The following is a 12692-nucleotide window of genomic DNA, read 5'->3' on the forward strand; positions in this document are numbered from 1 at the left end:
CCCGACGAGGGAGATGGCCGGAACGGAAAGACGATGAACATGCGTGTGGCGGACGGGCAGCGGCTGCGACTGGGCGGGGTGGGGGTGTCCGTACTGCGTCCCCCGGCGCCCCCGTCCCCGCGCGTGCCCCAGCCGGTCCCGCGCTCGGCGCCCGAGCGCTGGCAGGTCGCGCTGGTGGTGGGCGGGACGATGAGGTTCGAGCGGAACCGCGACACGGTCGACTGCGAGAGCGGTGATCTGCTGCTGTACGACGCCGCCGCGCCGTCCGGTGCGACGGCGGTGCTCGCCAAGGGGCCCGCGCGGGCGGTGATCCTCCACCTGCCCGAGCACCTGGTGCCGGTCCCGGGGCACGCGCTGAGCAGCCTGACGGCGCGGCCGATCCCCGCGCGCCCCGGCCCGGGGGCGCTGCTGGGCGGGTTTCTGCGGGGGTTCGCGGAGGAGGCGGCGTGGCCCCGGCTGTCCGAGACGGGGCGGCTGGGCTCGGCGGCGGTGGACCTGGCGGTGGCCTTCCTGGCGCATCTGGCCGAGGCCGAGGGGCTGCTCCAAGAGGGTCTGCCGTCGGCCCGGGCCCGGCAGGAGGCGCTGCTGCGGGAGGTGAAGGGGTTCGTCCTGCGGAACCTGGGCCGCGAGGACCTGTCCCCCGCGACGATCGCGGCGGCCCACCACATCTCGGTGCGGTATCTGCACCAGCTGTTCCAGCGGGAGGAGCTGACCGTGCGGGACTGGGTCCGGGAGCGGCGGCTGGAGCGGGCCCGGGCGGACCTGGCCGACGCCTCGCTGGCCGAGCGGGGCGTCGGGGAGATCGGCAGGCGGTGGGGTTTCCCGGACGGCGCGGCGTTCAGCCGGGCCTTCAGGAAGGCGTACGGGGTCCCCCCGGGCGAGTACCGCCGCCACCCGCGCCCCTGAGGCGGCGGGCGGGCCGCTTCAGCCGCGCAGGGCGGCCCACGTGTGCACGCCCACCTGACCGTCGGCCCTGAGCCCGTGGTGCCGCTGGAAGCTCTTGACGGCGGCCAGGGTGTCGGCTCCGAACTGGCCGTCGATGCCGTGGGGGCCGATGTCGTAGCCACGGCCCTTGAGGATGCACTGCACCTGCACCACCCGCCTGTTCCGATCCCCCAACTGGGTGAGCGCCGTCCCCGCGTACGCGTCGCAGGACTTCCACGGCTGCGGCTCCCCGGTCGGGGCCGGGGCCTTGTGGGGGGTGGTGGCCTTGTCGCCCGGCTGTCGCGGCTGTGGCCGCGGCGAGGCGCCCTCCCCCGACGGGACGCCGTCCGCCGGCCGGCCGGTGGGCGGCGAGACGACGATCACGGTGGTCGAGCCGGGGGCCGGCGGGCTCTCCGTGCGGTGCTTCCCGCCCTTCTTGGGCGCCTTGCCGGTCGGGGCCGGGTGGGAGGGGGTGGCGGACGCGCTCCGCGGGGAGGCGGCCGGCTTCTCGGCCCGCTCCTTGGGGGCGGAGCCCATCCTCGGTACGGCGAAGGCGAGCGCTCCGACGGCGACGGCGGCGACGGCCGCTCCGGTGAGCACGAGCGGGCGCCGGCTCCGGGTCGCCTCCCCCGCCGCGCGCTCGGGCGCGGCGCGGCGCAGAACCGTCAGCTGGTCCATGGGCGGGACCGCGGCGGTCGGCCCCATCCAGGTGGCTCGGGACTCGATCACCCGCGCCACCGGGGCCGGCCAGGTGAGCGCGGGCTCGTGCCCGCGTGCCAGCTCGGCGATCCGGCGCGGGGTCGGCCGCTCGGCCGCGGTCTTGGCCAGACAGCCGGTGATCAGCTCGGCGAGTTCCGGGTCGGTCTCGGCCACCTTGGCCAGCACGGCCTCGTCCGGCGGGGCGTAGATCACGCGATGGACGACATCGCCGGTCGCCCCCTCGCCGAAGGGGGCCGTGCCGGCGGCGGCCAGCGCCAGGACCGAGCCGAGGGAGAAGACGTCGGACGCGGTGTCCACCTCGCGTCCGTTCGCCTGCTCGGGGGACATGAAGGCGGGGGTGCCCAGCTGCTGGCCCGTCATGGTCAGCGCGCTGGTGTCGGCGGTGTGCGCGACACCGAAGTCGATGACGCGCACACCGTCCCCGCCCAGCAGGACGTTCGACGGCTTGAGATCGCGGTGCACGATCCCGGCGGCCGCGATGGCGCCGAGCGCCTGCCCGATCTCGCAGGCAAGCCGCCAGACGACCGGGGCGGGCAGCGGCCCGAAGCGGCGTACGGCGTCGGCCAGCGAGAGCCCGGGGATGTAGGCCGTGGCCATCCACAGGCGTTCCTCGTCGTCGAACCCGGAGTCCAGCAGCCCCGCCGTGTATGTGCCGTGGACCCGCCGTACCGCCTCCACCTCGCGCTCGAAGCGGCGGCGGAACCCGGGGTCCTCGGCGTACTCCGGCCGGATCACCTTGATCGCGACGAGGGACTCGGCCCGGTAGCCCGCGGCGTCGCCCGCGTCCCGTCCGAGGTAGAGCCGGCCCATCCCGCCCCCGCCGAGCCGGGCGAGCACCCGGTAGGGGCCGATGTCGGCGGGGTCCGTCTTCAGCAGCGGTTTCGCGCCGAGCTCCTCGAGGTCGGCCGCGGTCAGCTCCCCGGCCTCGGGCCGGGCCGGTGCTCTCTCAGACATCAATCTTCCTCAGGGACGCCATGTTCGTTCGGGAACGCCGCCGTCCCGGGCCTGGTGCGGACTCAGCCGTTGCCGCCGGCCCGGGAGATCTCCTTCAGCACCGTGTCGAACTTCCGCTGGAACTCGTCCAGCGCCTGCTTGATCTTCCTCAGGTCGGCCTGCGCCCCCTGCCAGGCGGAACGGAACTCGTTCGCGTGGCGTCCGCTCCAGTGGGTCGGGTCGCTCAGCACGCTGCCGGCCGAGGACAGCTGGTCGATCGAGTGCTGGAAGCCTCCGTCGATGATGGTGAGGAACTTCCGGCTCGCGGTGTGCGCCGCCTCGTCGACCTTGACCGTGCCCGCTCCTGCTGCTCCTGACATGCTGCGATTCCTCTTTCTCTTTCCTGATGTTGTCCGACAGGAATTCTTCTGCCGGGGCTGTGGGGTGTCATTGGCGCCGGGCGCAGGGTCCTTGGCACCCGGCGCACGGCGGACACGCGCCGTCGCGGTGCCGTGCCGCGCCGGCTGACACGGCGGGGGTGGTGGTCAGCGGGCCACCTGGACGCCGGCGGCCGCGCCGTCGCTGATCAGGTAGCCGCGCCCGGGCAGGGCCGCCATCCGGTCGTGCCGGGGCAGCACGGCGCCCAACAGGTCCCCGTCGAGGTCGTGGTCGGGGACGAGGAGCACACCGCAGTGGCTCTCCCGCACCCGCTGGGTCCAGTGGCCGTAGCCCCGGCGGAGGGCTTCGGCGCGGCCCGCCGCGACCAGATGGCGGCCGGGGCCGGCCGAGGACAGCCAGCGGTCCACGACTCCGGTCTCGTCGTCCACCGTGTCGGCGTCGTCGATCAGCAGGAGGGTGGGGCCCGGGCAGCCGGCCAGGGCCTCTTCCAGGCCGTCGTAGCGGTCCACCAGGACCGTGGGGCCCGGCAGGTCCCGCAGGGGCGAGCGGCGGGGGGCGAAGGCGACGACGGCGGGCGGTTCGGCGGCGGCCCGCGTCAGGTGGGCGATGGTGCACAAGGCCGTGCTGCGGCCGGATCGCGGCGGCCCGGCGATCAGGGCGTGTTCGTGCTCGTACAGCCGCAGCCCGGCGCGGCCGAGGGTGTCCGCGTCCAGGCCGACCGGAATCCACCACGGCTCGCCGCCGGCCGACAGCTCCGCGCCGAGGTCGGCGCGGGACAGGTCGGTGGGGAGCAGCCCGATCCGCGGGGCGGTGCGCGGCGCGTCGGGGAAGCGGGCCGCGGTGTCGGCGACGGCCGCCGCCAGGTCCTCGCCCGGCCAGCCGATCTGGATCACCTGCCGGCTGTCCGCCACCACGGCGCGGCCGGGCACATAGCCGGGCACCGAGCCGCGCGGCACGTCGAAGTAGCCGTACTCGGTGGGGTCGGCGAGCCGCATCAGCAGCTTCTGCCGGGTCAGCGACGCCCAGGCGGACGGCACGGCGCCGGAGCGGTCGGCGGTGACCGCGAAGCGGATGCCGACGGCCGGGCCGTCGGCGTAGACCCGGGCGAGTTCGTCGAGGGTGTTCATCCCGGCGACGTCCTTGTCGAGGTCCGAGATCAGCGCGCCCAGGTTGTCCAGCAGCACCAGCCAGTCGGGCCGGTCGGCGGTGCCCTGGGCCTTGCGCTCGTCCAGTTCGCGGCGGAGCAGCCGGACGAGCCGCAGCATGCGCTCGCGTTCGGCCGAGCCGATGTGCGCCCCGGTGTGCGGCAGGGCGGCGAGCGGCGCCAGGTCCCCGGCGCCCAGGTCGAGGACGAACAGATGGCACCGGTCGGGCGGCTGGGAGCCGGCGACCGTCAGGGCGAGCGCAGCCAGCGCGGTGGTGGTCCCGGAGCCGCCCCCGCCGTAGATCAGGACGTTGCCCTCGGCCGGGTCCCAGCCGACGGGGTACTGCCGCTGGCGGTCGGGGTCGTCGGCGAGCGCGTACGCGGGCAGGCCGGCGGCCTCGCCGAGGAGCCCCCGCTCCGCGGCCGCGGGCAGGTCCGCGGAGCGTACGACCGCGGGCAGCGGGTCGGGCCAGGGGCGCCGGGGCGGGGCGAACCCGGCCCCCGCGGCGGCCTTCTGGGCGGCCGTGACCAGGCGGCGCAGGTCGGTGTCGCCGTCGGGCTCCTCGGTGACCGGGCCCACCGCCGGCAGGCCCAGCAGGAACGGGGCGACGGTCACCGGGGCGGTCACCGCGGCCTTGGGGGTGACGCCGGTGGACAGCGCGGTCTGCACCGGCAGCACCTCCCGGGCGCTGAGCCGGTAGTAGGCGCGGCCCCACTGTCTGCTGCCGATCCCGGCCGCCGCCGGGCTGTCGATCACGTCGCGGGAGTCCTCGGCGCTCTCCAGGCGCAGGGCGATGCGCAGTTTGACGTTGTTCTTGATGGCGTCGTTGACCGAGCCGGCGGGCCGCTGGGTGGCCATGATCAGGTGCACGCCCAGGCTGCGGCCGCGCTGGGCGATGCTGACCAGCGAGTCGACGAAGTCCGGCAGCGCCTTGACCAGGGTGGCGAACTCGTCGATCACCACGGCGAGCCGGGGCATCGGCTCGAGATCGGGACGCTCGTTGTCGCGCATCCGCTGGTAGTCGCGCACATGGCTGAGCCCGGTCTCCCGCAGCAGCAGCTCGCGGTGGCGGATCTCGGCCTCCAGGCAGCGCAGGGCGCGCTCGCTGAGCTGTTCGTCGAGGTCGGTGACCAGGCCGACGGTGTGCGGGAACTCGGCGCACTCGTCCAGGGCGCCGCCGCCCTTGTAGTCCACCAGCGCGAAGGTCAGGTGCTCGGGGTCGGCGTCGGTGGCCATGCTCGCGATGAGGGTGCGCAGCAGCTCGCTCTTGCCGGAACCGGTGGTCCCGGCGATCAGCGCGTGCGGCCCGTCGTCGTCCAGGTCCACGGTGAACAGGTCCCGCTCGCTGACCCCGAGCACGGCCCGCACCCGCAGGTCGGGGACGCGCCTGCGCCACCGCTCGCCGACCTCGGCCCCCGAGACGGCGGCCAGGTCCAGCAGCGGCAGCAGGGAGATACGGTCCGGCAGCCCGGCGCCCTCCACCCGCAGCTCCGGGTCCTCGAAACGGGCCAGCGCCCGGGCCGTGTCACGCGCCTGGTCGAACGGCATGCCGTTCAGCAGCACCTTGTCCACGACGTCGCCTGAGGCCACGTCGCGCACCCGCCCCACGCCCTCCGCGGTGGCGGTGACCACCGAGGTGCACAGCGCGGGCAGCCGCCTGGTCAGCACCAGCCCGCCGCACGGTACGGCGCCACCGGCCAGCAGCTCGCGCAGCGGGCAGGGCCGGCCCTCCAGCAGCGTGGCGCCGTCGACCACCACCAGCAGCACCGGGCGGCGCCGGCGGCCGTCCGGGGCCTCGCCCCGCGACGCGGCGAGCAGGGCACGGGCCAGCGTGTGTGCCTGTTCGGCGCCCACGGCCACCAGGCGGGCCGACCCCGAGCCCGGGTCCGCGCCGTGCGGCAGCCACTTCGTCCAGTCCCAGTCCGGCAGCCGCTCGGGGTCGGTGAACAGCGCGAGGGTCACATCAGCCGGTCCGCTGTCCACCACCGCCTGGCACAGCAGCGCCCGCGCGACGGCCAGCGCGGCCGGCCGGTCCCCTTCGAAGCCGACCGCCTCGCCGGCCGCCACCCCGACGACCACCGGCACCTGAGGCAGCGTGTCCCGCTCCGCCAGGATGTCCGCCGCCTCCGGGGCCTGCCCCGAGGAGCCGATGGCCAGCGGCGGGTTCCAGGGCAGATCGGCGGTGCCGGCCACGACCCGCAGGAAGTCCGGCGCGTCCGCGCGGCGCTCCCACAGCCTCAGGCCGGGCGCCTTCGCCCGGTGGACCACTTCGGCGGGATCGGGGTGGGCGGCCCGGCGGGCCCGGACCTCCGCCGCGTGGCGCTCCGCCACGGTCTTCTCGAACTCGGCCACCTTGGCGGCGTGTTCCCGCATGCCGCGGCGCAGGCTGAACCGGCCGCGCACCCGCTCCTCGAAGAAGTTCGCCAGGAACATCAGCGGGGTGAGGGCGGCGATCGCCGCGTACCGGATGTCGTGGGTCAGGGCCACGATCGCCCCGGCCATCAGCAGCGGGCCCAGCATGCTGGAGATGCTGAACGGAGGCTTGTCTGCGCGCGGGGGTGGCTCGGGCACGGCGATCGGGGACGGCTCGGGGGCGCGGCCACCGTGCGGCGCCCGGTTGAACGGCAGGGTCCCGGCGGGCCCCGCCTCGCGCACCGCGTTGACGCGCTGCACGGGGCCGAGGTGGTCCGGGGGCAGGATCCGGGCCAGGGCCTCGCCGCCGAAGGAGACGAGGTCGTCGGGGTGGACGCGGACCGGTTCCGAGATCCGGGTGCCGGCCACGTCCGTGCCGTTCCCCGACTCCAGGTCGGTGACCGACACGCTGCCGTCGGGCAGCACCTCCAGCGCGGCGTGCGACCGGGAGACGCCGGTGGCCGACAGCCGCACGTCCGCCTCGGCGCCCCGCCCGACCACGGTCCGCCCCGGCTCCAACGGCACGCTGCGGCCCGCCTCCAGCCCGCCGACCAGTCGCAGCACGGCCGCGGGCCTGCGGGCCAGCGGCACCCTGCTGGTGCGCGTGACCCTCGAGCCGTGCACCATGCCGGACTCGGTGAGCGCCACGTCCGGCTGGGTGGGGCGCTCGTCGACGGCCAGGGCGTGGCCGGGCTCGCCGAGGGCGGCGGCGAGGTCGGCGGTGGTGGCGTCGGGGCGGCCGAGGTGGAGCTGGAGTTCCTGTTCCGACTGGCCGTCGTCGTAGATGATGCGCATGGCGGTCATTCCTTGGGGTCGGCGAAGTGGTTGACCGCTTCACCCTCAGCGTGGTTCATGCTGGAGTTGGCCTTGTCCACCGAGGCTTTCATGGGGATGTTTTTTTCCTTGCAATATTTGACGAAGTCGCCCTTCTCCGGATCTCCCCACTCCTGCGGAGGCTTCTGCATAAAGATCTTTTGCTTCAGCTCCTCGGGGTCGACCCGGGGGAATTGGGTGATATGCGCGACCAAGGTGGACCTGAGCATCTGGTACACGAGTTCGTCGCCGGCCGCCTGGTCGCTATCGAAGGAAGGCAGCTGATTCCTGAGCTTTTTGTCCTCCAGGAGGCTCTGCGCCTGCTGGGTGAGCCAGTCACCGGCCTTGCCGTACCCGTACTTCACCCCTTCCTCATAAACTTCCTTGACTCCCTTGCCGAAGAGGTTGGCATAGGGGATGGGGAGGTATCCGATACCCGTGCCGACGAGTTGCTTGATCAGCTCGCCCTTCGCGTCGGACTGCTTCTTGTACTGCTCTCCGACCGCGTCGAGCATCTTCTCCCGCAGCGTAAAAATATGTCCCAGCGCGCCCATGCTCTGCGCCAGCGTCTCATCCGTCCCAATGCCGGAGGCGTATCGGGCGTCAAGGCCGATGCGGGTGCGGGCGATCTGGCTGTTGGCCAGGGCCCAGAAGGCCTCGTTGTCCAGTACGACATAAGCCAGGAGGGCGTCGTAGTCCTTCGCGGCCGAATCCTTACCCTCTAAACTGGTTTCCATGTTTTCCAGATGAGACCTCATGATAAGCCCGAGGGAATATCTGAGCCCGGAAAGCTGTTCCCATTGGCCGAGGTCCAGGACCTTCAGCTTTTTGCCGTCGGCTTTCACATTGGCGCGGATGTCCTTGCCCAGGGCTTCCCTGGCCTCCGCGAAAAGCCCCGCGGACTCCGGGTCGTCGTCCGACATCGCCGCTTTCATGGCGAGCCCCAGCGTGGTGCCGTGGTCCGTCCGCGCCCACTTCTCGCGCCGGTCGTGCAGCAGATAGCCGAGGTTGTTCTTGAGGAGGGCCTGGGAGGCCTCCTTGCTGAAGGCCGCCGCCTTCATCAGGCCGTTCAGGTAGTCGGTGGGCCGGTCGAGCCCGTTGCCCTGCTGGGCGGGGGCGTACTTGGCCGGGGTGAGCAGCCAGCCCAGGTGCAGCAGTCCGCCCAGGTCGGGCAGGGGGTCGGTGGACGTCGGGGGCTCGTAGGGCCTTCCGGGGACGATGGGCTGGGGCTTCAGCCCGGGCCGGGTCCGATCGAAGTCGATCATGTCGCGGCCGATCGTCCGCATGAACTGCGGCGAGAACGGCGGATGGCCGTCGCTCATCCCGAGCACCGTCGACAGCGACTGATATCCCCGGTACGTGCCGCCGCCGCCCGGGAAACGGTGCTCCGCGCGCCCTTCCGCCTTGAGCTGATGCATGAAGACGGAATCGGGATCCAGGCCGCGCGGCCCCGTGCCGACGGCCAGTGCCCTGCTGAGCATCTTGAGCGTGCCCACGATCAGCGTCCGGTCCGTGCTCGCCTTGTCCCCGTCGCCCGCGACCACATCGCTCTTGAGTTTCTTGGCGAGCGACGCGGGAAGCTCGATGACCCCCTTGGCGCCGAGCCCCAGCAGCAGCGCCTTGGCGAAATTGGGGTCGCCCGCCTGAGCGCCGTACTTCTGGAGCTGGGACAGCGCCTTGGCGTCGCCCTGCGCCGCCTTTTTCGCGAGTTCGGCCGCCTTGCCGCCGTCCATGCCGGCCTGCAGAGCGCGAATGTCGTCGGGAAGGTCCCACAGCGTCCCCGTCGGCGTCCACTGGGGAACGTACGCCGTGGTCGCCTGGAGATGTTGCAGGATCGCCTGGCGGCGCCTGAGGTCACTGGCCTCCGCGCGCATCCGGCCGGCCATGCCGCGCAGCCGTGTGGCCGGCCCGACGGGCAATTGGGCCTGGCTCAGCTCCCATTGCAGCGCCTGGGCGCACTGTTCCACCTGCCCGCAGGCGGCCGTGAACCGGGCCACCATCTGGTCGAAGGCGGGCTGCTTCACTCCGACCGCGCCGCTCATCGCAGCCCGCTCAGCTCGGTGCGCAATGCGGCGACCTTACGCCGGGCGCTTTCCACCGCTTCGCTCAGGGCGCCCTGCAGTTCCCCTTGGTGTGCGGCCGCGGCGGATCCGAAGGCCTGCCCCTTCGGGCCGAACCAGGCGCCGCCGTTCATGGCGGCGCAGGCCGAGGCGAGAATGCCCCAGTACTGGTCCGACAGGGCCTGGATGCGATTCAGCGCGCCCTGCGCCTGGTCGATCTTCTCTTGCAGTTCTCGCTTTCGGGCCTGCAGGTCCCCGTCAGCCACGGCAAAGCTCCCCGTACCCCAACTCGATTTCCCGTTCTCTTTCCTCGGGCCACTCCACGCGGCTCAGGGGGAAATTCTGGCGTCGGGGTGATCGGGCGTCATTGGCACCGGGCGCACGGTCCTTGGCCTGCGGCGCACCGCGCGCCGGCGGGGCCCGCTCACGGGGTGAGGAGGAGCGGGCCCGGGGCTGCTTTCAGGAGCCTTCAGGGGCTTTCAGGGGCGTGCGGAGTCGTGGAAGCGGCGGTGCAGTTCGCGGATGCGCTCGGCCAGCGCGGGGACCGGCCCCTCCACCACGGCGCCCGGGACGACTTCCCGGATGGGCAGGGTCCGGACGGGCGGCGCGGGGACCCCGAGGTCGCCGAGCCAGGCCGCCAGTTGCTCGGACGAACTCGCGTACACGATGCGGCCGAGGCCGACCCAGCCGTGGGCCGCGGCGCACATCGGGCAGTGCTCGCCCGAGGTGTAGACGGTGGCCGCGGCGCGCTCCTCGGGGGTCAGGTGCGCCGCGGCCCAGCGCGCGATCTCGAACTCCGGGTGCCGGGTGTGGTCGCCGGACGCCACGTGGTTGTGGTCCTCGAAGAGGACGGTCCCGTCCGCGGCGACGAGCACCGACCCGAACGGCTCGTCGCCCGCCTCCAGGGCCTCGGTCGCGAGCTCCACGCAGCGGCGCAGTCGGCGCAGGTCGGCATCGCTCACCATGGTGGCCTCCTCAGGAAGTGATCTTCGCGGCATGCTAGATCGTCACCGCGCGCGAACGCATCCGGATTGAGGCCGACCGGTGGTCAGGAGTAGTTCTTGCCCATCAGTGAGGAGAATTCCTCCGGGTCGGTGTCGAATCCGCGGACCCCTTCGTGGAATTCCCACTCGCCCGAGTCGCTCCGGGTGAATTCGGCGATCGTCGCGGCCTTCGCGCCCAGCGCGCCGACGAAACTGCTGTTCACCAGCTCGGTGATCCCGTCGGCTATCCGGAAGCTGCAGTTGGCCACGTCGCTGAAGGTCTTGGGACCGTGGTTCTGCTGGATGGCCACGCCCACGACCACCCGCCGGTAGTCGGGGGCCAGCCGGTCCAGCTCCAGGGTCATGACCTCGTCGGCGCCGAAGCCCTGGCCGGTCTGGCTGTCCCTGTTGAGGGTGATGGTGCCGTCGGGCGACCGGCTGTCGAAGTGCACCAGGTACGCCGGTTCACCGTACGGGTCCGCCGCGGTGTAGGTCGCCGCGACGAGGTCGAGATCATGGGCGGGCTGCCCCAGCGGGCTGGGGTCCCACTTGAGCGCCACCTGGACTTTGCTCGGACCCTTGTTGAGGCCGGTCACCTGACTCCCCTTCCCGGAATTGAGCCGGCGGAATTCCCGCGCGCCCGGATCCCCGGTGTCTCAATCCCGCTGCCTGGTACTGCGGTTGTCGATTTTATCAGCGGGCTCCCGCCGGGAACGGCGGAACACGGCGGCCGGGCGGACCCGCGGCCTCTCCCGGCCACCCATGCGTTACCGGTCCCCGCCCGCCTACGCCTGTCAGCGGCCGTCACCGGCCGGGCCCCGCTGGACGAGCTGCCGGCGCAGCCGCACCAGTTCGCCGTGGCCGTGCGCTGCGTGGGAACCGGTCAGCCGCCCCGCCTTGTAGAGCCTCAGCCGGTACGGGATGACGCCGGCGAGACGGAGCACGGCCGCCAGGGGGGCCAGAAGCAGCCGCAGCAGAAGTTCGGCCAGCCAGAAGGGCGTCATCACGGCGAAGACGAGCAGGAAGGGCAGAGCGATGATCGCGGAGATCGGATCGTCGCCCAGGCCGCTGGGAGCGTGCTCGAAGGCTACTTCCGGTTTGACCCACCGCGGCCACGCCAGCCTCTGCTGTCGCAGCCGCCACTTGACTCCGGATCCGTCTTTCCACCGCACCCGGGCACCTTATAGGCCCCATCCGGCCGCCTCGTGGCCGGGGCAGCTCGCCATGTGGCCGAATCGGCGCGTTCATCGAATGGAAATCGATGGCCGGCACGGGGATGGGGTTCTGCCCTTGTTTGTCGCAAGCGAGCCCTTCGCTCACCCCGGCCGGTTCGGGACCGATCACCGATCCGGCGGCGGTGTCGGTCTTGACGTTCCATCAGAGCCGTCGTGTAATTCATGCTCGCGTCGCACCCCGGCGGATATCCGAAGCCGTACCTTCGCTGCACGTGCCGGGAATGATCTCCCTTTATCCCGCTCCGCCGAATCTTTCGGAGAAGCCATGAGATCTGCTGCCCGGCTCGGCGACCTCGTCATCGGCATCACCCCCTTCGGACGGCCGGACGCCAGGCTCGCCGCGGCGGTCGGCCGCGCCGGCGGGCTCGGGGTCCTCGACCTGGGGGCCGGGGACCGGTCGGCCCGGGAGGCGCTGGAGCGTCTGCGGGACTGGGCACCCGACGGCCGCTACGGGGTGCGGGTCGGCCCCGGCTGCCGACTGGCGCCGGCGGACCTTGTGGCGGACCCCGGTGAGGTGGGGGCCGGAGGTGGGACGGGGGTCGGAGGTGGCGGCGGGGCGGGCCCGGACACGGTGGTCCTCGCGCCGGACTCCCCCTGGGGGGTGGCCGACGCCGTGGGCCACCGTCGCGTCCTCGCCGAGGTCACGGACCTGGAGGAGGCGCTCGACGCCGTACGGGCCGGCGCGCACGGCCTGATCGCCCGGGGCGGCGAGAGCGGCGGCCGGGTCGGCGCGCTCGGCACATTCGTCCTGCTCCAGCGGCTGCTCGCCGAGCCGGGGGTGTCCGTACCGGTGTGGGCCTGCGGCGGGATCGGCGTCCATACGGCCGCGGCGGCGGTTGTCGGCGGCGCGGCGGGCGTCGTGCTGGACACCCAGCTCGCGCTGCTCGCCGAGTCGGGGGTGCCGGAGGAGACGGCCGCCGCGATCCGCTCCCTGGACGGCTCGGAAACCGTCGTGGTCGACGGCCAGCGGGTGCTGCGCCGCCGGGTCCGCGGGTCGGGCGCTCCCGATCCGCACGTTCACGATCCGCGCGTTCGCGATCCGCGGCGATCCGCGCGTTCGCGATCCGC

At 73.0% G+C, this 12692-nt stretch carries 8 protein-coding genes and 2 pseudogenes; 2 read left to right on the top strand and 8 right to left on the bottom strand.

Going from position 1 to position 12692, the window contains the following annotated elements:
- Window positions 1–906, top strand: a 906-nt coding sequence (locus BBH68_RS32780; RefSeq protein WP_065967406.1) for a helix-turn-helix domain-containing protein, incomplete at its 5' end; no start/stop codon positions are given.
- Between the two features lie 18 nt (window positions 907–924).
- On the opposite strand, the gene BBH68_RS32785 is transcribed toward BBH68_RS32780, so the two are convergent.
- From BBH68_RS32785 to BBH68_RS43620, 8 genes and pseudogenes are all read right to left on the bottom strand, one after another.
- Window positions 925–2598, bottom strand: a complete 1674-nt coding sequence (locus BBH68_RS32785) for a serine/threonine-protein kinase (RefSeq protein ID WP_065967397.1) — start codon at window positions 2596–2598, stop codon at window positions 925–927.
- 62 nt (window positions 2599–2660) lie between these two features.
- Window positions 2661–2957, bottom strand: coding sequence for a hypothetical protein (locus tag BBH68_RS32790; protein ID WP_065967398.1), 297 nt, complete (start codon window positions 2955–2957; stop codon window positions 2661–2663).
- 165 nt (window positions 2958–3122) lie between these two features.
- Complete coding sequence (locus BBH68_RS32795) at window positions 3123–7328, bottom strand: type VII secretion EssC family protein (RefSeq protein ID WP_065967407.1); 4206 nt, start codon at window positions 7326–7328, stop codon at window positions 3123–3125.
- Between the two features lie 5 nt (window positions 7329–7333).
- Entirely contained in the window at window positions 7334–9388 is a 2055-nt protein-coding gene (locus BBH68_RS32800; RefSeq protein ID WP_065967408.1) for a hypothetical protein, read from the bottom strand.
- Entirely contained in the window at window positions 9385–9672 is a 288-nt protein-coding gene (locus BBH68_RS32805; protein ID WP_065967409.1) for a hypothetical protein, read from the bottom strand. Before BBH68_RS32805 ends, BBH68_RS32800 begins: the two co-directional genes overlap by 4 nt.
- Window positions 9673–9885: 213 nt before the next feature.
- Window positions 9886–10371 (bottom strand): nucleoside deaminase, encoded by a 486-nt coding sequence (locus tag BBH68_RS32810; RefSeq protein ID WP_065967410.1) that lies wholly within the window; start codon window positions 10369–10371, stop codon window positions 9886–9888.
- Between the two features lie 83 nt (window positions 10372–10454).
- Window positions 10455–11000, bottom strand: a pseudogene (locus BBH68_RS32815) (TerD family protein); the annotation flags it as partial.
- Window positions 11001–11183: 183 nt separating this feature from the next.
- Complete coding sequence (locus BBH68_RS43620; protein ID WP_065967412.1) at window positions 11184–11561, bottom strand: hypothetical protein; 378 nt, start codon at window positions 11559–11561, stop codon at window positions 11184–11186.
- A gap of 328 nt (window positions 11562–11889) precedes the next feature.
- On the opposite strand from BBH68_RS43620, the pseudogene BBH68_RS43625 reads away from it, so the two are divergent.
- Window positions 11890–12519 (top strand): annotated as a pseudogene (locus tag BBH68_RS43625) (nitronate monooxygenase family protein); the annotation flags it as partial.
- Window positions 12520–12692: the final 173 nt, after the last annotated feature.

It is taken from the genome of Streptomyces sparsogenes, from assembly GCF_001704635.1.
In the GTDB taxonomy this organism is placed as follows: Bacteria; Actinomycetota; Actinomycetes; order Streptomycetales; family Streptomycetaceae; genus Streptomyces; species Streptomyces sparsogenes.